This is a genomic window from Brevibacterium aurantiacum, assembly GCF_007558825.1.
Lineage (GTDB): Bacteria > Actinomycetota > Actinomycetes > Actinomycetales > Brevibacteriaceae > Brevibacterium > Brevibacterium aurantiacum_A.
In genome coordinates this window covers 16,084-38,007 of sequence record NZ_VLTK01000012.1, presented here as the reverse complement: position 1 = coordinate 38,007, position 21,924 = coordinate 16,084, and the positions used below count along the sequence as shown (strand labels likewise).

Annotated in this window: 21 protein-coding genes; 4 read left to right on the top strand and 17 right to left on the bottom strand. The window is 63.2% G+C overall.

Annotated elements, in window-relative coordinates:
- Positions 1 to 49 precede the first annotated feature (49 nt).
- Positions 50 to 1,006 carry a 3-hydroxyisobutyrate dehydrogenase gene (gene mmsB, locus FO013_RS17655; RefSeq protein WP_395949948.1) on the bottom strand — a complete coding sequence of 319 codons (957 nt, stop codon included), beginning with the start codon at positions 1,004 to 1,006 and terminating at the stop codon, positions 50 to 52.
- Between the two features lie 90 nt (positions 1,007 to 1,096).
- On the opposite strand from mmsB, the gene FO013_RS17650 reads away from it, so the two are divergent.
- A complete protein-coding gene (locus FO013_RS17650) occupies positions 1,097 to 1,972 on the top strand; it encodes a LysR family transcriptional regulator (RefSeq protein ID WP_143923874.1) in 876 nt (291 codons plus the stop codon).
- Between the two features lie 78 nt (positions 1,973 to 2,050).
- On the opposite strand, the gene FO013_RS17645 is transcribed toward FO013_RS17650, so the two are convergent.
- The 7 genes from FO013_RS17645 to rpmB all read right to left on the bottom strand — a co-directional run bounded on the left by FO013_RS17645 (position 2,051) and on the right by rpmB (position 7,947).
- On the bottom strand, positions 2,051 to 2,797 hold the full coding sequence (locus tag FO013_RS17645; protein ID WP_143923873.1) for a 3-hydroxybutyrate dehydrogenase: 747 nt from the start codon (positions 2,795 to 2,797) through the stop codon (positions 2,051 to 2,053).
- 186 nt (positions 2,798 to 2,983) lie between these two features.
- Positions 2,984 to 4,336, bottom strand: a complete 1,353-nt coding sequence (locus FO013_RS17640) for an MFS transporter (RefSeq protein ID WP_143923872.1) — start codon at positions 4,334 to 4,336, stop codon at positions 2,984 to 2,986.
- A 303-nt stretch (positions 4,337 to 4,639) separates the two neighbouring features.
- Positions 4,640 to 6,718: a bifunctional copper resistance protein CopD/cytochrome c oxidase assembly protein gene (locus FO013_RS17635; protein WP_143923871.1), complete on the bottom strand. Its 2,079-nt coding sequence runs from the start codon at positions 6,716 to 6,718 to the stop codon at positions 4,640 to 4,642.
- Positions 6,719 to 6,874: 156 nt separating this feature from the next.
- On the bottom strand, positions 6,875 to 7,162 hold the full coding sequence (locus FO013_RS17630) for an HU family DNA-binding protein (protein ID WP_009882243.1): 288 nt from the start codon (positions 7,160 to 7,162) through the stop codon (positions 6,875 to 6,877).
- Between the two features lie 69 nt (positions 7,163 to 7,231).
- The gene (gene rpsN, locus FO013_RS17625; RefSeq protein WP_009882241.1) at positions 7,232 to 7,537 is read right to left on the bottom strand and encodes a 30S ribosomal protein S14; all 306 of its coding nucleotides are present in this window, start codon (positions 7,535 to 7,537) and stop codon (positions 7,232 to 7,234) included.
- A gap of 6 nt (positions 7,538 to 7,543) precedes the next feature.
- Positions 7,544 to 7,711, bottom strand: coding sequence for a 50S ribosomal protein L33 (gene rpmG / locus FO013_RS17620; protein WP_143923870.1), 168 nt, complete (start codon positions 7,709 to 7,711; stop codon positions 7,544 to 7,546).
- Positions 7,711 to 7,947, bottom strand: coding sequence for a 50S ribosomal protein L28 (gene rpmB, locus FO013_RS17615; protein ID WP_143923869.1), 237 nt, complete (start codon positions 7,945 to 7,947; stop codon positions 7,711 to 7,713). The genes rpmG and rpmB overlap by 1 nt, the downstream gene beginning before the upstream one ends.
- Positions 7,948 to 8,559: 612 nt before the next feature.
- Between rpmB and FO013_RS17610 the strand changes: the two genes are divergently transcribed.
- Positions 8,560 to 9,543, top strand: a complete 984-nt coding sequence (locus tag FO013_RS17610) for a protein kinase (RefSeq protein WP_143923868.1) — start codon at positions 8,560 to 8,562, stop codon at positions 9,541 to 9,543.
- Positions 9,544 to 9,736: 193 nt separating this feature from the next.
- Here FO013_RS17610 and FO013_RS17605 read toward each other — a convergent pair whose 3' ends face one another.
- The 6 genes from FO013_RS17605 to FO013_RS17580 form a co-directional block, all read right to left on the bottom strand.
- Positions 9,737 to 11,215 (bottom strand): dihydrolipoamide acetyltransferase family protein, encoded by a 1,479-nt coding sequence (locus tag FO013_RS17605; protein WP_143923867.1) that lies wholly within the window; start codon positions 11,213 to 11,215, stop codon positions 9,737 to 9,739.
- 16 nt (positions 11,216 to 11,231) lie between these two features.
- Positions 11,232 to 12,209 carry an alpha-ketoacid dehydrogenase subunit beta gene (locus FO013_RS17600; RefSeq protein ID WP_143923866.1) on the bottom strand — a complete coding sequence of 326 codons (978 nt, stop codon included), beginning with the start codon at positions 12,207 to 12,209 and terminating at the stop codon, positions 11,232 to 11,234.
- Complete coding sequence (pdhA, locus tag FO013_RS17595; protein ID WP_143923865.1) at positions 12,209 to 13,363, bottom strand: pyruvate dehydrogenase (acetyl-transferring) E1 component subunit alpha; 1,155 nt, start codon at positions 13,361 to 13,363, stop codon at positions 12,209 to 12,211. The genes FO013_RS17600 and pdhA overlap by 1 nt, the downstream gene beginning before the upstream one ends.
- Before the next feature lie 433 nt (positions 13,364 to 13,796).
- On the bottom strand, positions 13,797 to 15,308 hold the full coding sequence (locus FO013_RS17590; protein ID WP_143923864.1) for a hypothetical protein: 1,512 nt from the start codon (positions 15,306 to 15,308) through the stop codon (positions 13,797 to 13,799).
- Positions 15,305 to 15,904 carry a hypothetical protein gene (locus tag FO013_RS17585; RefSeq protein WP_143923863.1) on the bottom strand — a complete coding sequence of 200 codons (600 nt, stop codon included), beginning with the start codon at positions 15,902 to 15,904 and terminating at the stop codon, positions 15,305 to 15,307. Before FO013_RS17585 ends, FO013_RS17590 begins: the two co-directional genes overlap by 4 nt.
- Before the next feature lie 182 nt (positions 15,905 to 16,086).
- On the bottom strand, positions 16,087 to 16,332 hold the full coding sequence (locus tag FO013_RS17580; RefSeq protein WP_143923862.1) for a hypothetical protein: 246 nt from the start codon (positions 16,330 to 16,332) through the stop codon (positions 16,087 to 16,089).
- Between the two features lie 237 nt (positions 16,333 to 16,569).
- Here FO013_RS17580 and purB point away from each other — a divergent pair, with 237 nt between their 5' ends.
- A complete protein-coding gene (gene purB, locus FO013_RS17575) occupies positions 16,570 to 18,003 on the top strand; it encodes an adenylosuccinate lyase (protein ID WP_143923861.1) in 1,434 nt (477 codons plus the stop codon).
- Positions 18,004 to 18,072: 69 nt separating this feature from the next.
- On the top strand, positions 18,073 to 19,005 hold the full coding sequence (locus FO013_RS17570) for an alpha/beta hydrolase family protein (RefSeq protein WP_260848243.1): 933 nt from the start codon (positions 18,073 to 18,075) through the stop codon (positions 19,003 to 19,005).
- 2 nt (positions 19,006 to 19,007) lie between these two features.
- Here the strand turns inward: FO013_RS17570 and FO013_RS22955 are convergent, their stop codons facing one another.
- The 3 genes from FO013_RS22955 to FO013_RS17560 all read right to left on the bottom strand — a co-directional run bounded on the left by FO013_RS22955 (position 19,008) and on the right by FO013_RS17560 (position 21,921).
- Positions 19,008 to 19,226, bottom strand: coding sequence for a hypothetical protein (locus tag FO013_RS22955; RefSeq protein WP_260848242.1), 219 nt, complete (start codon positions 19,224 to 19,226; stop codon positions 19,008 to 19,010).
- Positions 19,172 to 20,365 carry an MFS transporter gene (locus FO013_RS17565; protein WP_472924390.1) on the bottom strand — a complete coding sequence of 398 codons (1,194 nt, stop codon included), beginning with the start codon at positions 20,363 to 20,365 and terminating at the stop codon, positions 19,172 to 19,174. The genes FO013_RS22955 and FO013_RS17565 overlap by 55 nt, the downstream gene beginning before the upstream one ends.
- Positions 20,366 to 20,574: 209 nt before the next feature.
- A complete protein-coding gene (locus tag FO013_RS17560; RefSeq protein WP_143923860.1) occupies positions 20,575 to 21,921 on the bottom strand; it encodes a D-arabinono-1,4-lactone oxidase in 1,347 nt (448 codons plus the stop codon).
- Positions 21,922 to 21,924: the final 3 nt, after the last annotated feature.

Sequence of the window (21,924 nt, the reverse complement as noted above, 5' to 3'; positions counted from 1 at the left end):
GCAGCGGCGCTCATCGCAGGGGTGTTGCATCAGATCCGCCCGCTTGTCCTTATTCGGGCAGCCCCTCGGCCTTGGCGTCGATGTTCTTGATCAGCGCCGAGGTGTCGAGCCCTTCGAGGCCCGCGTCGACGAGCTTCTGCAGCTGAGCGTGGACGAGCTGCGCTGCAGGCAGGTCGAGGCCCTGAGTCTCCGCTCCTGCGAGGGCGAGGCCGACGTCTTTGTGCATGAGAGCCGTGGCGAATCCGGGCTTGAACGAGTTGTTCGAAGCCGCTGTCTCTGTCACGCCAGGAACTGGGTACCAGGTGCGCAGCGGCCAGGAATCTCCGGAGGAGACCGTCGCGATGTCATAGAAGACCTTGGGATCGAGACCGAAGCGATCAGCGAGCACGGCCCCTTCGACGACGCCCTGCAGGCTGATCGAGAGCATCATGTTGTTGACGATCTTGGCGGCCTGACCGGCTGCTTCGCCACCGGCGTGGAACATATTGCCGGCCATGGGTTCGATGAACGTCTTCGCCTCGGCCACGTCTTCCTCGGTGCCGCCGAGCATGAACGTCAGCGTGCCTGCCTCGGCACCGGTGACGCCGCCGGACACGGGACCGTCGACGAACCGGAAGCCGGCCTTGGCTGCTTCTGCATGCAGTGCGCGGGCGGAATCGAAGTCGATCGTCGAAGAGTCCACCAGGAGCGTCTTGGTGTCTGCGTGGGCCAACACGCCGTCAGCCTCGAGGTAGACGGCACGAGCGTGTTCCCCCTTGGGCAGCATCGTGAACACGATATCGGCTCCGGCAACAGCCTCGGCGATGGACTTCACAGGATTCACCCCGTGCTTGGCTGCCTCTTCGACGGCGATCTCGACGAGATCGAAGCCATTCACAGTGTGACCGGCCTTGACCAGGTTCGCTGTCATCGGACGACCCATGTTTCCCAGGCCGACCCATCCAATTGTCGACATAAAATGCCTCCTCGCATCATGTTCTTCAGGTGGTGCAGTGTTCCCACTCACATTACGCCAGTCACTCGGCCTACACCTGTCGCGCAGAATCACATATTCCGCACCAGATATGTGCGTGCACGCAGATAGGATGGAACCACTATGGTTTCATATGCACCAGGCGGATCCGGTTCGCAGATCTCTCCCGAAGATCTGCTGACGTTGCTTGCCGTGGCACGACTGGGCAAGTTCACGGCCGCTGCGCACAGCCTGGGCCTCAACCACACGACGGTCTCCCGACGCATCGCGGCCCTGGAGAAGGCCTATGGCGAGCGGATGCTCGTTGCCTCACCTGACGGCTGGGAGCTCAGCGCTGCCGGACGTCACCTGCTTCCCGTGGCCGAGGACATCGAGTCCGCCCTGGGACGCATCGACTCCCACGCCAGCTCCACTCTTTCGGGGACGATCCGTTTGGCCTGCCCGCAGGCCTTTGCCCTCGAATTCGCGGTCCCGGCCCTGACCCAGCTGCAGCGCAGCCACCCCGGCCTGCAGTTCGAACTCATCACGGCCACGCAGCGGGCCCGGCAGTACCGCTCGGGTGTCGATATCGAGGTCGTCGTCGGCAGGCCGGACGCACCACGCAGCGTCGCAAAGCATATCCGCGACTATCGGCTCCAGCTCTACGCCTCCCGTGAGTACCTGGGGTCCCACACGATGCCGACGACGCTTGATGATCTTGCCGAGCACCGGCTCATCTACTACATCGAGAACTCGCTCCAGGTCGATGACCTCGACGAGGCTGGCAATGCGCTGCCGCGCGGCAAGGGGTTCTTCCGCTCCACCTCGGTGCATGCGCACGTGCTCGCCACATCGAACGGAGTCGGGATCGGGATCCTGCCCGACTTCCTCGCCGTGGGCAACAGCCGCCTCGTACAGGTGCTGCCCGAGGAATTCTCGAAGCCGGTCTCCTACTGGGCCTCGGTCCGCCACGAATCCCTGCGCAACGCAGGAGTCCGCAGCGTCCTCGAGGTCCTCTGAGTCCGACCCGGACCGTCTCTCCATCAGGCCTCAGCCGGTGCTGTACGTCTGACCTCAGCCGGCGCGATACCTCAGGCCTCAGGCGGCGGACCAGCCGCCGTCGACACTGTGTGCGCTGCCGTTGATGACGGCGGCAGCATCGCTGGCCAGGAACAGTGCCAGAGCGGCGATATCGCCTGGTTCAGCAAGCTTCGGCACGGCAGAATGCCCGAGGAAGACCTGTTCGAGGACCTCGTCCTCGGTGATGCCGTTCGTCTTCGCCTGATCGGCGATCTGGCCCTTGACCATCGGTGTCATCACATAGCCGGGATTGATCGCGTTGCAGGTCACACCGTGTGGACCCGCTTCCAATGCGGTCGTCTTCGTCAATCCCATGAGCCCGTGCTTGGCCGCCACATAGGCGGATTTGTTCGCCGAGGCGCGCAGCCCGTGGATCGAGGAGAGGTTGATGACCCTGCCCCATCCTTTGGCGTACATCGCGGGCAGCGCTGCCTTGGTCAGCACGAACGGCGCTTCGAGCATGAGCGTATTGATGAGTCGCCATTCCTCGAGCGGGAATTCCGTGATCGGGTGGATCCGCTGGATGCCGGCGTTGTTGACGAGGATGTCGACGTCAAGGTCGACTCCATCCAGCGCCGAGGTGTCCGCGAGGTTGACCGTCCACGCCTCTCCTCCGATGTCGCTGGCTACGGCTTCCGCAGATTCCGCGTTGACGTCGGCGACGATGACGTGTGCTCCGGCTGCGGCGAACGCTTCGCTCATCGCCTTGCCGAGGCCGGAGGCTCCCCCAGTGACAAGGGCGCGCTTCTTGTTGAGATCGACCATTGCAGTCCCTTCGATCGTGTCGCAATTCGGCTGTTTTGTCGGTTGTGTTGTCGACTGTTGCGTGGTCCGCTGTCATGCATTCGGGCGGTGCCGACGATCATCGGCACCGCCCGATTACCGAACTCACTGTTGTGCGCTCGAGTTCACGAACTCACTGTTGTGCGTTCGAGTGCTGAGGTGTGAGTATCAGCGCTTCACCGCGTGACGACGATCCTTGTCCACCTGGTCCAGTGAACGCAGATCGATGCCCTTCGTCTCCTTTGTGAACAGAAGCGCGACCATCGAGATGATGGCGGCAACCAGGAGGTAGAACGCGATCGGCACCGAGGAGTCGAACTTCTGCAGCAGCGCAGTGGCGATGATCGGAGCGAACGATCCGGCCACGATCGCCGTGACCTGGTATCCGGTCGAGACACCCGAGTTGCGCATGCGGGTAGGGAACATCTCCGACATGATCGCCGGCTGTCCGGCATACATCAGAGCATGGAAGATGAGCCCCAGCAGCAAGGCGAGGAAGATCATCGCACCGCTGCCGGTGTCGTACATCGGGAAGGCGAAGAAGCCCCACGAAGCGGTGAGCACGATTCCGATGCCGTAGGGCAGCTTGCGCCCGACCTTGTCCGCCAGCGCCCCGACGAAGGGCACGAGCACAGCGTGGATCGCGTGGGCGCCGAGAAGGAGCCCGAGGATCTCTGCAGATTCGATCTTGACCGCGATCGCCAGATAGGTGATCGAGAAGGTCACCACGAGATAGTAGTGGATGTTCTCGACGAAGCGCAGCCCCATCGCGGCGAAGACCTCACGCGGGTAGCGCTTGAAGACGGCCTTGATTCCGTAGTCCACGCCCTCTTCGATCTCCTCAGCCTGGACCTGTTCGAAGATCGGAGCATCGGAGACGCGGGTGCGGATGTAGTAGCCGATGAGCACGATGACGGCCGAGAGCCAGAAGGCCACCCGCCAGCCCCAGGACAGGAAGTCCTCGTCGTTCAGTGTCGCGGTGAGAACGAAGAGAACGCCGGTCGCGAGCAGATTACCCAGCGGCACACCCGACTGAGGGAATGACGACCAGAAACCGCGCTCCTTGTTCGGCGCATGCTCAGCGACAAGGAGGACAGCTCCGCCCCATTCGCCGCCGACGGCGAAGCCCTGGATGAGGCGCAGGAGGACGAGCAGGACGGGCGCGAGGTACCCGATCTGGTCGAAGGTCGGCAGACAACCCATGAGGAATGTGGCCGCGCCGACGAGGATGATGGACAGTTGCAGCAGCTTCTTGCGACCGTACTTGTCCCCGAAGTGGCCGAAGATGATGCCGCCGAAGGGTCGCGCGACGAACCCGACCGCATACGTTGCGAAACCTGCCAGGATCGCGTTCAGAGGGTCGTCTGTCGGCGGGAACAGAATGTGAAAGACCAGCGTGGCCGCAGTTCCGTAGAGAAAGAACTCGTACCACTCCACGACTGTGCCGGCCATCGAGGCGGCGACGACCTTGCGCAGCTGTGCGCGGACCGTCTTCCTCTCGGCATTATTCGAAGAACTCATGACTCTCCTTAATTTCCACGATCCGCATCACCATTGAATGCGCGAATCGACTTGCTGTGACGCCCCAGTCCGGTGAGATGTGTACCTACAAGCCCCTGCTATGCGGCTACAGGTCCACTCCCCTGACACGGACTGCGCTACGCCCGGATGAATATGATCCTTGCAACAGTCTGCGCCATAAAGGCGCGCCATGGGCGCTGGAGTGGCTCGAATTCGGGAATTTCTCCTACACATTCCCGCACACGAGGTGTGCAGCCAACCACCACACCCGGTGTGCAGTCATCCGCCGCACCCGGTGTGCAGTCACCTGCTTCTCAGACCACTGTTCGCGTCGCGCTCGGCCATGTTGGCGAGCATGTCGTTGTAGGCGCGAAGTTCCGCGTCGTCGGTGCGCGCTTCGCTGCGGTCGATGCGCCTAGCCTCTCGATCCGAGGACTTCGACCATTGGAAGGCAACCATGATTGCAATGAACAGGGTGGGGAATTCGCCGATGCCCCAGGCGATTCCTCCGCCCGTCTGTTGGTCTTCGATCGCCGGATAACCCCAGTCGGCGCCGATATTGCCGAACCAGTCGCCCTCAATGAGGACTTCGGAGCTCATGATCGAGATCCCGAAGAACGCGTGGAAGGCCATCGTGATGAGCAGCATGAGCAGGCGCAGCGGATATCCCGGACGCTCCACGCCGGGATCGATGCCGATGAGGGCCTGCGCGAACAGATAGCCCGCGCCGAGGAAGTGGATGATCATCAGCTCGTGGCCGAGGTGCCATTCGAGCGCGTACTTCATCACGCCTGAGTAGTAGAAGATGACGAGGGAGCCGGCGAAATTCACGCTGGCGAAGATCGGGTTCGCGAAGAAGCGCATATACGGGGTGTGAACGAGCCAGAGCACCCACTCGCGGATCCCGCGCGAACCGTCCGTGCGAGCTTTCGTTCCACGCATGAGCATCGTGATGGGTGCGCCGAGAACCATCGGCAGGGGCACGACCATGATCAGGAGCATGTGCTGGATCATGTGTCCGGAGAACTGGATCTCACCGTAGACCCTGGCTCCTCCGGAGGTGACGTAGACGAGGAAGATCATGCCGAGCAGCCAGCAGATCAGGCGATGGACCGGCCAGGAATCACCTCGGCGCCGGAGATTGACGAAGCCGACGATGTAAGCCGTCGCCAGACCGACGGCCACGACGACCCACAGGGGGTCCAGGGACCATTCGGTGAAGTATCGGGCCAAGCTCGGCGGAGGAGGAAGCGGCTCGCCGGTGAGGATCTCAGCCGGGGACGGGTCCCCCACCGGCTCCTGTGAAACAGGGGGTTGGGACCGCGACAGAGCGACCGCGAGACCCATCGTGGCGCCGAAGATGACGAACTCGACGATGATGAGCCGCCAGAACTCCCTGGTCGCCGAGGCTGTTGTGCCCAGACGGCGGATGACGAACTGACGGTGCCAGAACCCGATGAGACCGAGCAGGATCGTCGCGAAGGCCTTCGCAACGATCACCTGCCCGTAGGGAGTCATGACGTCAGCGAGGCTGTGGACGCGCAACAGCGAGTTCACCACACCGGAGAAGGCAACGAGGGCGAAGGCGATGAGTGCGATTGAGGAATAGCGTTCGATCGTGCTGCGCAGTTGGTTGGAGCGGGCAAGGTCCGAGCCCAAGAGGGCGATGACGAAAAGGCCGCCCAGCCAGATGGTGACGCCCAGCAGGTGCAGACCGATGCTGTTGACGGCTTGGGTGTGTCCGGAGGCTTCAGCGGAGTGTCCCATCAGTGCCAGCGGGATCATCACGCCGACGCCGAGCACGCCTGCCACCGCGATGCCGAGATAGCTGCGTGTGCCGAAGCACAGGGTCGACGCGACGGCGATCAGGACGACGATGAGCGTCCAGAGCTGACCGAAGGCGATCTGAGTCAGGAACACGCCGAGCTGATTGGAGAAGTCCAGATAGGCCTGTGCGCCGACAGTGTCGGCGAAGGTGAGGACAAGGACAGCCACAGCAGAGATCGTCCAGACCACCGATGCCACCTCGGCGATCTTCAGGGTCTTCTCCCAGAGCGCATTGAACGGGATCTCCTCGGTGGTGCCCGCCTTCGCGCCTGCAGGACTCGTCGTCCTGTTCCGGCTTCGCCCCTGGGTGCGAGGCAGGATGAGGAGGGCGAACATCAGTGCGCCCAGAGTCAGTGCCATCGAAATGTTGAAGACGAATTTCGCTGCCGGAAGACCGAATCGCACGTAGGGGCCGGGGTCGTTGAGGAGTGTTGCCTCCGCTGCTCCGGTGAAGAGCATCGCGGCCATACCCACACCGAGTCCGCCGATGACGACCAGGGGAACGGCCGCGCGAGACGTGAATCGGGTGACCGATGCGAAGACTTGAGTGCTCACTGGTGGCAGACCGCCGCTTCATTCATGATTCAAGAGTATCGCCGGAGTCTGAGACCGAGCCAACTGCGAGGCCCGGACGTGGTCGAGATCTCGGCGAGCAGACACGAAATGACCCGGACCAAAAGGCCCGGGTCATTCCACACTGATGCGCGAGGCTCAGTTAGGGCTGCCAGCGGCAGCTTTCAGCTTCGAACCAGCGGACAGCTTCACGGAGTAGCCGGCCTTGATCTGGATTTCTTCACCGGTCTGCGGGTTGCGTCCCTTGCGAGCGGCACGTTCGGTGCGCTCGACGGACAGCCATCCGGGGATGGTGAGCTTTTCGCCCTTGCCGACGACATCTGAGAAGACATCGAAGACACCGTCAAGAACGTCCGAGACCTGCTTCTGGGTCAGTCCGGAATTCTCTGCAACTTCTGCTACGAGCTCACTGCGGTTCTTAGCCATAAAAGTGTCCTCCTTAGGACAAGTCGGTCGGTTACCGGTCCGTTTTTCCGATAACGAACTTCCTCGAGATTACCAGCTTGACTTCGTGATGCCGGGCAACTCGCCGTTATGTGCCATTTCGCGGAAGCGAACACGGGAGAGACCGAACTTGCGGAGGTAGCCGCGTGGACGGCCATCCACCTGGTCGCGGTTGCGCACACGCACTGGTGAGGCATCGCGAGGAAGCTTCTGCAGTCCGAGGCGTGCTTCTTCACGCTGCTCGTCGGTGCTGTCTGGGTGTGTCAGCTGGCGCTTGAGCGTCGCACGACGCTCCGCGTAGCGCTCAACAATGACGCGACGCTGCTTGTCGCGTGCGATCTTTGACTTCTTAGCCATTTGCGCTCAGCGCTCCTCTCGGAAATCGACGTGCTTGCGAACAACTGGATCGTACTTCTTGAGTACCATGCGATCCGGGTTGTTGCGGCGGTTCTTGCGGGTCACGTAGGTGAACCCGGAGCCAGCGGTCGACTTGAGCTTGATGATGGGACGAATGTCCTGTGCTTTAGCCATCAGAGTTTCACTCCCTTGGCAATGAGTTCGCCGACGACGGCGTCAATTCCGCGCACGTCGATCACCTTGATGCCCTTGGCGGACAGGTTAAGGGTGATGCTGCGACGCAGAGACGGAACGTAGTAGCGCTTTTTCTGAATATTCGGGTTGAAACGACGCTTGGTGGTTCGTTTCGAGTGGGACACGTTGTGTCCGAAACCAGGGACGGCCCCGGTTACTTGGCAGGTTGCTGCCATGACTCTCCTCCAGTTCACAAGTTACCGACTCTCGAAACAAGCAGGTCTGCGTGGGGTCCACGCTCGCTTGCGCCGATGTCGGAAGACATCAACAAATTTTCACGAATGCTGCTCGACCGGACTGATGCCCGACCGCTGACCAGGCTGCTGCCTGGCATGAGGCGTTCGCAATGAAAATTGTGTACGCCAAAACAGGTTTGCCCGTTCGGGCGAGATGTCTCACCAGCGCTGAAGCCGTAGCCTGTGAGAGATTGGCCGAAGCTGGAGTGCAGCGGTGGGTGAGCACCATGTTGGGCTGAGCAGATCCATCAATGATCGAACTGCTATGACACAACAGATAACAATCTTAGAGAGAAACAGGCCTTCAGAGCAAATTCACTGAAACACTGTCGCAGAACCTCGTCGGACGTGCTGCCGCTGAGGGCTTCGGAACGCACTGCGCCCGGATTCGCGGGCCCAACGCCACTTCCCGCCTGGCACTCATCCCGCACGCATGTTCGCGCGCGCCATCCAGCAGACAACGCATCCTGCTCTGGCTCGTGTTGAAGACGTGTCGATGACGTGCCAAGGTAAGAAGATGATTGCCACCACATCTGGCACTCAGGAGGACCGATGAGCGACGTTCCACCGAGGCCGCGAATCCGTCCAGCGACCAGTGATGACTGGCAGAAGGGCCAACCGGATCGCGCCAGTCCGACCCCGTCGCCGGGCCACGAGTCCACCCAGAGTGCTGCCGACTTCGACAACTCGACCTATTACGAATACCTCGAGAAGCACACTGGCGACGTACCCGTATCCAAAAGTCGCACGCGCAATGTCTTCGCCCCCGCAGGCGCTTCCCCGTTCCAGGAACAATCTCAGAACTCCCCCGGTGCATCACTGACAGAACAACGGGGTCAAACCGGTACGCCCGGGCAGACAGAAGACCCCGGCCACAAGTGCGAGCAGCCCGCACATTCGGCACGCGCCGAACACGGCTACGATGGTCCGGCGTCCGGGCAGATCCCGCTCCAGACGGCACCGGCCCCGAAGAAGGGCAACGGGGCCAAGATCACCGTCGTCATCATCGCCATCGTCATGATTCTCGCGCTCCTGGCCTTCTTCGGAGTGCGCTGGCTGGCACCGTCGACGGGAACGGTGCCGGTCGACTTCGGCGGCGATGAGACCGGGTCCGCCTCTCCCTCCCCTTCCGAGACCCTGGTGCAGCCGACAGCAAGCCCGCAGGAGGCGCTGTCGACCTACACGAAGGAGGGCACCGCGAAGGCCGATGACCTCGAGGGGCAGTGGGTCACACAGGTCAGTGCTAAAGACGTCGGCCTGGAGGCCGACGGTAAGACCTGGAGTGCACAGGACATCGTCGACGAGTTCGAGGCCAACCGCGTCAAGTACCCGGGCGCGATCCTCATCCACAGCGGCGACTGGGATTCCTACAAGGACGACAACTACTGGGTAACCGTCATCGACACCGCCTACAGCGATCCCGAACCCGCACTCGATCAGTGTCGCTCCTGGGGCTTGGACCGCAACCACTGCCTCGCGAAACGTCTGGTCACGGACGGAAGCCCCGCCGACAACAGCGCCTACCTCGACAAGTAGGGTCGGTTCACCCTCACCGCGACATCGCCAACGCGCCGGCGCCGGGGCGCAGCGCTGGAGTTTGGGCGCAATGCCGAGACTACGACGGAGCTCCGGGACACCTATGTGCGCACAGGTGTCTCGGAGCTCCGTCGTTGTCTCGAAGTCAGGGCGACTGCGGCGGTGACCTCTGCTTGGGAAGTCTGAGCCGGCCTCAGGCCAGCAGCAGCGTCGGATCCTCGAGTCCGCGACCGACGTCGGCGAGGAACTTCGAAATGATCTCGCCATCGACGACACGATGGTCAGCGCTCACCGACAGCGTCGTGATGTCACGCGGAACGATCTCGTCGCCGACGACCCATGGCTTCTTCCTGATCTGCCCGAAGGCCAGGATCGCGGCCTCGCCGGGGTTGATGATCGGAGTACCCGCATCGACGCCGAAGACGCCGACGTTCGTGATAGTGATCGTTCCACCCGACTGGTCGGCCGGAGGCGTCTTGCCCGAACGAGCCAGCGCAGTCAGGTCCTGGATGCCCTGAGCCAGGTCGCTCAGGCCCATTGCGTGTGCACCTTTGATGTTCGGCACGATCAGACCACGCGGAGTAGCTGCAGCGATGCCGAGGTTGACGTACTTCTTGACGACGATCTCTTCGCCCTCGAGGCACGAGTTGATCCGCGGGTTGCGAGCAACAGCCCAGGCCACAGCCTTAGCCACGAGCAGCAAGGGAGACACCTTGACGTCCTCGCCCAGGAACTTCGTGGACTTGAGCTTACGCACGAAGGCCATCGTCTCGGTCACGTCCACGTCGAGGAACTCGGTGACGTGGGGCATCGTGAACGCGGATTCGACCATGGCCTTGGCCATCATCTTAGCCACGCCCTTGAACGGGATCCGCTCTTCGAGTTCGTCAGCGGAGACGGCCCCCGCCGAGGCGGTTGCGGCCCCGACGCTCGAGCCTGTCGCTGCGGTTGCCGCCGGGCCGGTGCCGCTGGCCGCGGCCTTGACGTCGTCTCGGGTCACTTCACCGCGGGAACCGGTCGCAACGACCGCAGCCAGGTCGATGCCGAGATCCTTTGCGAGCTTGCGCACGGGAGGCTTGGCCAGTGGCTTGTTCGCCGAGGCGGTTGCTGGTGCCGTGGTTTCAGCCGGCGCCGAGGCGGTTGCTGGTGCCTTGGTTTCAGCCGGTGCCGCTGCAGCTGGAGCAGCAGGAGCCGCTGGCACTGCAGGGGCCGGGGCCGCAGGTGATTGAGCTTCTGGTGCGGCGGCCGAGCTTGTCTGCGCCGGAACGCCTGCACCCTTGCGGGGACGGCGTTTCGACGACGCTGCTTTGGCACCGTAGCCGACCAGGGTGGCGCCGCCTTCGGCTTCACCTGCGCTTTCACTCGAGGCCTGTGCATCTCCGGCTGCAGGCGACGATGCTCCTGCGGAAGCGGATGCGGAAGCGCCGGCAGGATCGCCACCGCCGAAGCGGATAATCGGCGTTCCGACCTCGATGGTCTGGCCCTCATCGACCAGCAGAGCCTCGACCGGTCCGGCCTGTGGGCTCGGCAGTTCGACCAGAGACTTTGCCGTCTCGATCTCGACGAGGATCTGGTTGACGGTGACTGTGTCGCCGACGGCGACCTTCCACGACACGAGGTCGGCCTCTGTCAGACCCTCACCGACATCAGGAAGAGAAAATTCAAAAGACATATCAACTCTCCTTGAGTCAGTAGGCCAGTGCCTGGTCGACACCATCGAAGATGCGATCCAGGTCAGGCAGATAGTGCTCTTCCATCCGCGAGCCGGGGTACGGCGTGTGATAGCCACCGACTCGGATGACCGGAGCCTCGAGGTTGAAGAAGCAGCGCTCAGACAGGCGTGCAGCGATTTCGGAGCCGAGCCCCAGGAACTTCGGCGCCTCATGCGCTACGACGAGTCGACCGGTTTTCTGCACGGACTTCTCAATCGTTGCAAAGTCGATCGGGCTCAGGCTGCGCAGGTCGATGAGTTCGACGCTCTTACCTTCGTCGGCCGCGGCTGCGACGACGTCCTTGGCCGTGGGCATCAGCGGGCCGTAGGCCACCAGAGTGACATCGGTGCCCTCGGAGACGACACTGGCGTCGTGCATTCCCAGGCTGCCTCGGTTAGCGGTGTCGACGTCTCCGCGCAGCCAGTAGCGGCGCTTGGGTTCGAAGAACATCACCGGGTCGTCGCTCTTGATCGCTTCCTGCATCATCCAGTAGGCGTCGTGGGCGTTCGACGGTGAGACCAGACGCAGTCCAGCGTGGTGGGCGAAGACCGTCTCCGGGCTCTCCGAGTGGTGTTCGGGTGAACCGATGCCGCCGCCGTAGGGCACGCGGATGACGATCGGCATCCTCTCTTTGCCCAGGGTGCGGTTGTAGAGCTTAGCCACCTGGGTCACGATCTGGTCGTAGGCCGGGAAGATGAATGCATCGAACTGGATTTCGATGACCGGGCGGTAGCCGCGCAGCGTCATGCCGATCGAGGTTCCCACGATTCCGGATTCGGCCAACGGCGCATCGATGACCCGCTGCGGACCGAAGTCCTTCTGCAGACCCTCGGTGACGCGGAAGACGCCGCCGAGCTTTCCGATGTCCTCACCGATGAGGACGACCTTCGGGTCGTCCTCCATGGCTTTGCGCATTCCGGCCGTGATGGCCTTTGACAGGGGAAGTTTCTCCATCAGGCCTCACCTGCATCGGCGAATGAGGCCTGGTATGCGAGGAATTCCGCACGTTCCTCATCGACGAGGGGGTGAGGTTCGGAAGTGACATGGGCGAACATCTCGACGGGATCGGGATCTTCCATTGTCATGCAGTTGTGGCGGATGCGCGCGGCGAGAGTATCGGCCTCGGCGTCCACCTCGGCGAAGAATTCGTCCGCGGTCTCCGTGTGGTTGTCGAGGTAGGTCTTGAGCCGTTTGAGCGGGTCGCGATCCTCCCAGATCTCTTCCTCTGCCCGATCGCGGTACTTCGTCGGGTCATCGGCCGTGGTGTGGGCACCGCGTCGGTAGGTGAAGGCTTCGATGAGCATCGGGCCATTGCCGGCGCGAACTGAGTCCAGGCTGGCCCGGGCCACCGCGTACATCGCGATGATGTCGTTGCCGTCGACGCGCAGGCCGGGAACGCCGAATCCCTCTCCGCGCTTGCACAGTGGTGCCGCGGACTGGACGTGGGTGGGTTCGGAGATTGCCCACTGGTTGTTCTGGCAGAAGAACAGCACTGGTGCGTGGAAGGCTCCAGCGAAGGTCAGCGCCTCTGAGACGTCGCCCTGCGAGGTGGCTCCGTCGCCGAAGCAGGCGATGGCGACAGTGTCGCGTTCCAGGTCACCGGTGCCGACATCGCCGTCCATGGACACGCCCATGGCGTAGCCGGTGGCGTGCAGAGTCTGCGAACCGATGACGATCGTGTACGTGTGGAAGCGGTGTTCCTGAGGGTCCCAGCCGCCGTGATCCTGGCCGCGGAACATGCCGAGGAGAGTTTCGGGTTCGACACCGCGAGTGTAGGCGAGGCCGTGTTCGCGATAGGTGGGGAAGACGAAGTCTTGGGGGCGAGCCGCCCGTCCCATTCCGATCTGGGCTGCTTCCTGACCGAACATCGGCGCCCAGAGGCCGAGCTGTCCTTGGCGCTGCAGGGCCGCACCCTCAGCATCGATGCGACGCACCAGGACCATATCCCGGTAGAAGCCGCGCAGATCCTCATCGGTGAGTTCTGCCGCGAAGGCGTCATATTCACCGGATTCGACGCGATTGCCGTCTTCGGTGAGCATCTGGATCATCCGAGGTTCCGACGACTGACTGTGGGCAGTCCCGGTTCCCACTGAAATGTTGGAGGTCATTCCAGTTCTCCTTTGTTCAAGGTCCAAGCGCACCGGAGGTGACCAGTGGCGGACGGTGTCCTGAGGACGGGACCTCTGGTGTGAGTTCTCGCCCTCGAGTGATGTGATTCACAGGTGATACCACGATACCGAATCCACCGACCGCATGCCACATCGGCAACGTGCGTCGAGCGCCAATTGTTATGGTCGGGTTCAGCCTAAGATGTGAATTTCGGGCGTGTGGTTCACGTCCAAAGGCTTCCATGTCGAATTGTCGATGGTCGCAGAGTTGCTCCAACGTCCGACAAACGCACGTCCGAGCACTTCAGAGCCTTACCGCGCCGAGGTGGGACTCCGGTTTCGCCGAGGTGGGACTCCGGTTTCGCCGAGGTGTGGCTCCAGGTCCTGTGCCCGCTCTTCGTCGCCGCCGGCCCGATCCTAGCCAGCGGCGTGTTCATCTGCGTCTCCCCTGGTAGTCCCTTGTCTGCTTGAGATCCCCGGTGAAGAATCCTGAGTTCGTCGCGGTGAATCGGTTGAAACCGGCATGGCCGCCTGCGAGCATCAGCCCGATTGAGGCGGTGTAGGCGGCCGAAGAATGTGCTGCCCCGGCGGAGGAGAACAGTTCGTCGAGTTCGGCATCGGTCTTGCCCTTCAGGTTCGGAGCCTGGCGCAGCTGCTCGGGATCGTAGTCGACGGTGATCGTCGACCAATGGTCTTCGGCTGGATTCTCGTTGCCGTCGAGGTCGGGGACCAGATCCTGTTCGTGCTCGATCGAGAGAACGTCGATGCCCTCGTCAACCGGGAAGTCTGAAATCGGTGCGCCCACGGTCACCAGCGCGGTGACGTTCACATCGGCCAAGAACGCCGGGTCGGCGGCCAGGGAACCGGCAGTGATTCCACCCTGCGAATACCCCACCAGCATGACCTCGGCATCAGAGCCGATATTCGCATCGGCAATGGCCTGGCGGACCATCTCCGCCATGACGGTGTCATTGCCGGCCATCGCCTGCACGTTCGTCGTGAGATCGGTGGTGTTCTGCCCGGGCTCGGGCGACCAGTCGGTCGTTGCGGGAACGTAGACGATATAGCGGGTAGTGCCGTCGGGGGAGACGATCTCTTCGATCCGCACCTGCCCGGAGTCGACGCCGCGGTGGCGGTCTGCCTCTCGGCCGTAGAGGTCCTCGATGTCGCGCGGCGGTTCGTCATCCGCCGGGGTGATTCCCTTGGCCCTCCACACCTCCACGTCCGAGGGCAGGAGCAGTCCGAACATGTTCGCACCTCCCAGGATCCATGCCGTCATCGACGACGAGTCATGTGGCCACAGCGCGTGGTCCCCCTCGACGGCCAGCACCATCGGCGGCAACCCCATGAAGCCGACGACGATTCCAGGCAGCACGTGTTCGATGATGGCCCCGGAGACATCGGAGTTCTCGAACACAAGGGCCACGAAGGCTTCCTTGGCCGCCGCCTTCGTCTGCGCCAGGTCGATGCCGAAATGTTTGGCCACGACATCGTCGAGGCCTGTTGCGTCGAGTAATTTCACTCCCAGGTAGATCGGTGCCCCGATCGCGATGCCGATAGGGATGGATACGGGCAGAGTGATCGCGATGACGCGACCGGTGACGTATCCGAAGTAGTCAAGGAGCCCGCCGAATGTGTCGCTGATGCCCTTCTCTGCCTGCCTGTAGGCGAGGGCTGCGGCTCTGACGGCGAGGACGGTGGCTTCGAGTTCGATGAGCACGCGCGCCGACTGGTGAAGGTAGACGATCCGGGCGGCGTCGAGATTGAGCGCCGTGAGCGGAGCGGGAACCTGCGTCAGGAGCGTGGCAAGGTCGAAGTCGACCAGTGATCCTTCCGCGGTCAGATCACCGATGGTGCCGCAGATGCGCTGCAGATCGTCTCCGCTGGAATCTGCCCGGTCATCGATCTTCAGCTGCGAGCCGCCCGCCGTTCGGGTCGCGATCACGGCCGGTGGCCGGTCGTCGTCTGGAGCCGAGTCAGAATCGCCGCAAGCAGGACTCGCACAGCATTGGCTTCGAGGCTGTTCTCGGCCCCCACGGTGATCGTGTCACCATCGCGCTCGAGCGTCGGTCGGGCCCAGGTACCGTCAACCCGGTGCAGGACCTCCATCCCGGCGACTTTGGCCTCGCTCAGATAAGTCAGGGTGAGCACGCAGTCCTTCTCAACCAGAGAGCACAGCTCCTCGGTGACCCGACCGAGTTCGGAAGGCTCGAGGCGTCTGAGGAGTTCGAAGCCTTCGAACTCCTCGAATCCCTTGCCATGCAGCACCAGAATGGCCAGGCAGATGTCATCACACAAAGACACCTCTAGATGGGCAGTCTCATCCCCGGAGCTGATGACGATGGTCATTCGGGAACGGGTGAGATTGAGCTCGGCCGTGAACCCAGTCAGCCAGGCAGTGAGCACATCGGGCCCACGCTTTGAGTCCCTGCCTGCGGATTCCCCCAGCATCACCGTTTCCGTGATCCCCCTTCCATCATCCGGAATCACGCCCGTTGCCCTCACCCCCGCCGAGGTGGTTTCGGATTCCGTACGTGGCATCAGCTCATGGGGCCAGAGAGTTCTCAGTCGCTCGGGAAGCCCGATGATCCGTGCGATGTCGACAGCACACCACGTGCTGCCCGACCCGACGGCAGACTCGCCCGACCCGACGGCCGACCTGCTCGACCTGCTCGACCCGGCAGCAGACCTGCCCACCCGTGCCGCTGCCTTCGCCCCGCCTCTCATATCTGGATCCGACCTCCCACTGAGACGACCTGCAGATGCAGGTCGTAGGCTTCGGCGAGCTTGTCGGCCCTCTCTGCGAGAGTGCTGATCGAGTCCGAACATGTCAGCAGACGATCAGCGAGCATCCGCCCTGCCGGGGAGTCCCACCCTTCTACCTGCCGACAGGTCTGCGCCAGACTGCGCAGCTCGTCTGCTCGCCGCCTCCACCCGTCCCTGTTGAGTGCCAGCTCATCGGTGATCACTGCCCGTCCTCCCCTCCCAATTGGTGTCGGCTTTCACCGTACGAATCGGCATCTTCCACCGGAAGCGCCTCAGTTCGTCCTGTGGAAACCGGTCGGCGCTCCACAGGGTTCCGGCGTCGAAGTCACGCGCGAATCCACAGTGACAGGAGCACGAGTCGCACTGCGGATCTCGGACCTGCGCACGACCGCCTGGTGGTCGGTTCCGCGTCCCTGCCCGGCTCATGAGAAAATGGGGCCATGCCGACCGTTTCGCTTGCTGACATCTCGCCCGCCATTGCTCTCGGACCACTCGATGGCCGTTACCGCAAAGACACCGCTGACCTCGTCGATCATCTCTCCGAGGCGGCCCTGAACCGCAACCGGATCACCGTCGAGGTCGAGTGGTTCATCCACCTCGCGCAGAACTCCGTGATCGAGGGGGTGCGTCGCCTCACCGACGATGAGGTCACCGGGCTGCGTGCCTTCGCACAGAATTTCGATGCCGAGACGATCGCCACCCTCGCCGCCCATGAGGCCGTCACGGTTCACGACGTCAAGGCCGTCGAGTACACAATCAAAGAAGCGCTAGTCGACCTCGGCGCCGAGGACCTCAGCGAGCTCGTCCACTTCTGCTGCACCTCGGAGGACATCAACAACTTGTCCTGGGCTCTCGGCATCAAGGGCGCCACCGTCGATGTGTGGCTGCCCCGCGCGAAGGCGCTCATCGACTCATTGGCAGATACCGCCTCGGCGCTGGCCGAGGTCCCGATGCTGTCCCACACCCACGGCCAGCCGGCGACGCCGACGACGATGGGCAAGGAGCTCGCGGTGTTCATCCACCGCCTGCGCCGCCAGTACGAGCGGATCGAAGCGAACGAGTTCCTCGGCAAGATCAACGGCGCAACCGGCACCTACTCGGCCCACCTGGCCGCCGTGCCCGGCGCGGATTGGCCGAAGCTGGCCAAGACCTTCGTCGAAGGCAGCCTGGGACTGACGTTCAACCCGCTGACCACACAGATCGAATCCCACGACTGGGATGCGGAGCTCTTCGCCGATATCGCACGGTTCAACCGCATCGCCCATAACCTGGCGACGGACATGTGGACCTACATCTCGATGAATTACTTCAAGCAGATCCCCGTCGCCGGCTCCACCGGATCCTCGACGATGCCGCACAAGGTCAACCCGATCCGCTTTGAGAACGCCGAAGCGAACCTCGAGCTCTCCTGCGCGCTGCTCGACTCGCTCGCGTCGACCCTGGTGACCTCGCGGATGCAGCGAGACCTCACGGACTCGACCTCGCAGCGCAACATCGGCGTGGCCTACGGACACTCGGTGCTGGCGCTGAACAACCTGGTCAAAGGCCTCGAACGGCTCGCGATCAACGAAGAGGCCCTGGCCGCCGACCTCGATTCCAACTGGGAGGTCCTCGGAGAGGCAATCCAGTCGGTCATGCGCGCCGCCGGGCTGCAGGGCGTACCTGGAATGGACAGCCCCTACGAGAAGCTCAAGGAGCTCACCCGGGGCAAGCGCATCGATCAGACCGATCTGCAGTCCTTCGTCGCGGGTCTTGGACTGCCTGAGGCAGAGACCGAACTGCTGACCGCGCTGACTCCAGCCACCTACGTCGGTGTCGCCGCGCAGCTGGCCGAATCAGAGGTCGCCGACTGGAAGGCCCGCACACAGGGTTGATAACGGTGCACGGAACTCACTGTTACCGAACGGTAGATAATAAGGTCGATCTTCACTAACCTTGTGCTCATGACGAGCACAATGATGAGTTCCGTGCGCATCCCGGTCACCGGCAGCCCGCACACCGATGTCGCCGGTGACAGAAGTCCCGACGGAAGCGAATCCGACCGACAGAGTCACATCGTCGGCACCCTGCTGATGCCTCAGGAAACCCCGGTCGGGCTCCTCACGATCCATTCCGCCACGGCGACGCCGGCCCGCTTCTATACGAATTTCGCCGACTATGCGGTCACACGCGGTCTGGCCGTGCTCACCTACGATGTGCGAGGCGTTGCGGCGTCTGGTCCGGCACGGGAGCACACCCGGCTGCGGATGCGCGATTGGATGCTGCAGGACGCGAATGCCGTCTCCGCCTGGGCCGCGAGCGAATTCCCTGAACTGCCGAAGGTCGCTCTCGGGCACAGCCTCGGCGGTCATGCCCTGCTGCTGGGAAACGCCGCCGAAGACCTGCACGGAATCGTCACCGTGGGCACCTCACGAGCGGCACTGCGCGATATCAACCCACTGGCCGAACGGCTGAGGGTCGGTCTCATCCTCCGGGTACTCGGCCCCCTGATCAGTCCTCTCGTCGGCTACGCACCCGGCAGACGTCTCGGCCTCGGCGAAGACATCCCCACCGCAGCAATGCTCGAATGGGGCCGGTGGGTGCGCATGTCCGAATACTTCTTCGACGATCCGACCCTGGGCGCCTCCACTCGGATGGCCCGCCTGCGCACCCCGGTGCTCGCAATCGGGACCAGCGACGACAACTGGGCATCACCGGCGCAGGTCGACGCACTCCTCGACCATGCCCGCCTCGCCGAGGTGGAACGACGCACCTTCACACCGCAGGAACTCGAGGTCTCCCGAATCGGTCATCACGGCCTGCTGAGACGCTCGGTCGCCGAAAGAGCCTGGCCCGAGATCATCTCCTGGCTGCTGGCGCGACTCCCCCAGAACTGACCTCACACCGGGACGAGGTCTCTGTCGCGGTCGACCTCCGCCAAAGGCCTGCCCGCCATGTTGCGCGCCAGGAACAGCGTCGGAACGCCTGCCACCACGACGATGACGGTTGCATAGATCGCCGGAGCCAGCGTCAGACCGGTGGAGGACATCAGTGCGGTCGCAATCAGCGGCGAGAGACCACCGAAGAGGACCGTAGCCACGTTGTAGCCGATGGCCATTCCCNCGTAGCCACGTTGTAGCCGATGGCCATTCCCGAGAAGCGGCTGGTGCCGGTGAACTGCTCGGGGACCATGGCCGCCGCCACAGCGCTCCAGCCGGCTGCCGGTACGGCAAGGAATGCAACACCGAAGATCGCGACCCCGGAGGTCCCGTCGGCCAGCAGCGCGTACGCGGGGATGGTGGTGAGAATGAAGACGGCCATCAGCACGGCCAAAGTCCGCTTCCGTCCGAACCGGTCCGAGGCGATGCCGAAGAACGGGGTGATGACGATCGCGACGACGGCAGCGATCGTGCCCAGGGCCAGGGACCCGGAGTTCTCCACCTGCGAGACCTCTTCGATATAGGTCGGCACGTAGGTGATGTTGAGGAAGTAGCTGACCGAACCGATCGAGGAGATGAGGAACGCGACGAGGATTGCACGGGGCTGCTGGATGAGCGCGATGAGCAGCGGGGAGCGACCACGCGAGACGACGGGATCGTCACCCTTAGTCTGCAGCTGCTTCGCCTGCAGCTGCTTCGCCTTCTCCGCCGCCTGCAGACGTCTGAAGGTGTCGGTCTCCTCCATCATCCGACGCAGCGGGATCATCAGTGCAGCGAGCAGCGCACCGAGGATGAACAGGACTCGCCAACCCCAGGAGCTCATCGCCTCGGCCGAAAGGGTGCTTGCCAGCAGTGCCCCCGACCCAACCGCGAGCAGAGCCCCGACCTCACTGTTGGCCGCAGCCCAGCTGGCTGCGAGCCCGCGGCGCTTGCTGCCGGCCGACTCCATCAGGAAGACCATAATGCCGGTGTATTCGGCACCGACGGAGAATCCGGACAGGCAGCGGAAGAACACCATGCCGACGCCTGCCCAGATGCCGATCGTGTCGTACCCTGGCATGACGGCGATCCCGAGCATCGCGACGGCCATGAGCACAGCGGAGACAACCAGTGCGGACTTACGGCCGACTCTGTCACCGAGATGACCGAAGACCATGGCGCCGAGCGGCCGGAACAGGAACCCGGCAGCTCCGACGCCAAGGGTGAGCAGCAGCGAGTCAGGCCGATCGCCGAAGAACTCTTTGGTCAGGATGGTCGCGACGTAGAAGAAGATCGAGAAGTCGTACCACTCGACGATGGTGCCGAAGGCCGCAACCATCATCGATCGACGGCGACCTTTATCCTTCTCCGGGCTGTTGGAGGCTGCGGGGTCCGACTGGGCCTGCGATTCGAAATCTGACATCGAGGATTCCATTTCTTAGGGAATGCTGCGGCACTCTCCCAATGACTCCGGATAGGGCAAGCCATCGAGACTCTCCTGCTACCTTACTGCTGGTGAGCGCCTGTAGTCAGGTGAAACGGAAATTCTCAGCTCGCGCGCGAGACCGGCCCGAACAGGGAGTCGGTGAATCGGTTTCCGAACATCGCCTGCGGATCCAGCCGACTCCGCAGCTCACAGAAGTCCTCGAAACGTGGATAGAGCTGACGCAGATCGCCGGCGCCCAGACTGTGGATCTTGCCCCAGTGCGGGCGGCCTCCATGACTCCTGCAGATCCCTTCGACGACACGGAAGTACTCGGCGAAGTCTTCCTTCACGAACCGGTGCACGGCGATGTACATCGTTTCTCGCCCGTAGGCCGTCGACAGCGGAACGTCATCGGCCGCCGCCGATCGGACCTCGATCGGGAATGAGATCGTCCACCCTCTCGACTCGATGGCGGCTCGGATCTCCCGGATCACCTCGGCGCCGGATGCGAAGGGTACCGCGTACTCCAACTCATTGAACCGCACCCGCCGAGGTGTCACGAAGACGTCGTATCCCGGCGCCCGGTACGTCCTGTCCGTGACAGCGGATTGTGCGAGCCGATTGATGTGCGGCACCAGTTTGGGCACTGCGGCGCCGAGCTCGACGGCAAGACGCAGGGCACCGTTCTCCACAACTTCCTTGTCGAGGAGGTTGAGTATCCGGTTGCGCACCCCTGCCTCGGCGAGGTGGCCCGGGCCGATCTCACCCAGACCGACTCTGGTGTTCGTCTTGGTCAGAGCGGTGTCGGTGTGCGGGAACCAGTAGAACTCGAAATGGTCGGCCGCACGCATCCGCGACTCAAGGTCGGCCAGCAGTTCGTCGACATCCGTCACGAGCTCCTCGGCGATGAGGTCAAAGGCCGGCACGCACTGCAGCTCGATCTCCGTGACGATGCCCAGCACGCCGAGCCCGACGCGGGCCAGGTCGAAGATCTCCGGCTCACTCGTTGCGGACAGGTTGCGGACGGCACCGTCGGAGCCCATCAGCGAGAGACCGGTGACGGTTCCGGCGAAGCCGGTGAAACCGAGCCCGGTCCCGTGTGTGCTCGTCGAGATCGCTCCTGCGAGCGCCTGTGGGTTGACGTCGCCCTGGTTGGCCAGGGCAAGTCCGAACGGTGCGAGCAGGGCCGGGATATCGCGCAACCGGGTGCCGGCGTGGAAGCGGACCCGCCCGCTCGCCTCGTCGACGGTGATGATTCCGCTGAGATGGTCGAGGTTGATCATGACGTCGTCACCTGCGGCGACGGGGGTGAATGAGTGCCCGGCACCGACGGGTCGGATACGGTGACCGGCGGCGGCCGCGGATGTCAGGACCTCGGCCAGCGCCCCCACCGAGGTGGGGCGCACGAAGGTGTGCGGATAAGCGTGGACGTGGCCGGACCAGTTCCGGAACAGCCTTCGAGCACTCATCAC

What these genes read in the sequence shown, in the direction of transcription:
- rpmB (WP_143923869.1), bottom strand. Translation starts at nt 7,947, where the DNA reads ATGGCAGCAACCTGCCAAGTAACCGGGGCCGTCCCTGGTTTCGGACAC.
- FO013_RS17630 (WP_009882243.1), bottom strand. Translation starts at nt 7,162, where the DNA reads ATGGCTAAGAACCGCAGTGAGCTCGTAGCAGAAGTTGCAGAGAATTCC.
- FO013_RS17600 (WP_143923866.1), bottom strand. Translation starts at nt 12,209, where the DNA reads ATGGAGAAACTTCCCCTGTCAAAGGCCATCACGGCCGGAATGCGCAAA.
- FO013_RS17640 (WP_143923872.1), bottom strand. Translation starts at nt 4,336, where the DNA reads ATGAGTTCTTCGAATAATGCCGAGAGGAAGACGGTCCGCGCACAGCTG.
- FO013_RS17560 (WP_143923860.1), bottom strand. Translation starts at nt 21,921, where the DNA reads ATGAGTGCTCGAAGGCTGTTCCGGAACTGGTCCGGCCACGTCCACGCT.
- FO013_RS17605 (WP_143923867.1), bottom strand. Translation starts at nt 11,215, where the DNA reads ATGTCTTTTGAATTTTCTCTTCCTGATGTCGGTGAGGGTCTGACAGAG.
- rpsN (WP_009882241.1), bottom strand. Translation starts at nt 7,537, where the DNA reads ATGGCTAAGAAGTCAAAGATCGCACGCGACAAGCAGCGTCGCGTCATT.
- purB (WP_143923861.1), top strand. Translation starts at nt 16,570, where the DNA reads ATGCCGACCGTTTCGCTTGCTGACATCTCGCCCGCCATTGCTCTCGGA.
- FO013_RS22955 (WP_260848242.1), bottom strand. Translation starts at nt 19,226, where the DNA reads ATGGCCATCGGCTACAACGTGGCTACGGTCCTCTTCGGTGGTCTCTCG.
- FO013_RS17585 (WP_143923863.1), bottom strand. Translation starts at nt 15,904, where the DNA reads ATGCCACGTACGGAATCCGAAACCACCTCGGCGGGGGTGAGGGCAACG.
- FO013_RS17650 (WP_143923874.1), top strand. Translation starts at nt 1,097, where the DNA reads ATGGTTTCATATGCACCAGGCGGATCCGGTTCGCAGATCTCTCCCGAA.
- FO013_RS17570 (WP_260848243.1), top strand. Translation starts at nt 18,073, where the DNA reads ATGACGAGCACAATGATGAGTTCCGTGCGCATCCCGGTCACCGGCAGC.
- FO013_RS17610 (WP_143923868.1), top strand. Translation starts at nt 8,560, where the DNA reads ATGAGCGACGTTCCACCGAGGCCGCGAATCCGTCCAGCGACCAGTGAT.
- pdhA (WP_143923865.1), bottom strand. Translation starts at nt 13,363, where the DNA reads ATGACCTCCAACATTTCAGTGGGAACCGGGACTGCCCACAGTCAGTCG.
- FO013_RS17645 (WP_143923873.1), bottom strand. Translation starts at nt 2,797, where the DNA reads ATGGTCGATCTCAACAAGAAGCGCGCCCTTGTCACTGGGGGAGCCTCC.
- rpmG (WP_143923870.1), bottom strand. Translation starts at nt 7,711, where the DNA reads ATGGCTAAAGCACAGGACATTCGTCCCATCATCAAGCTCAAGTCGACC.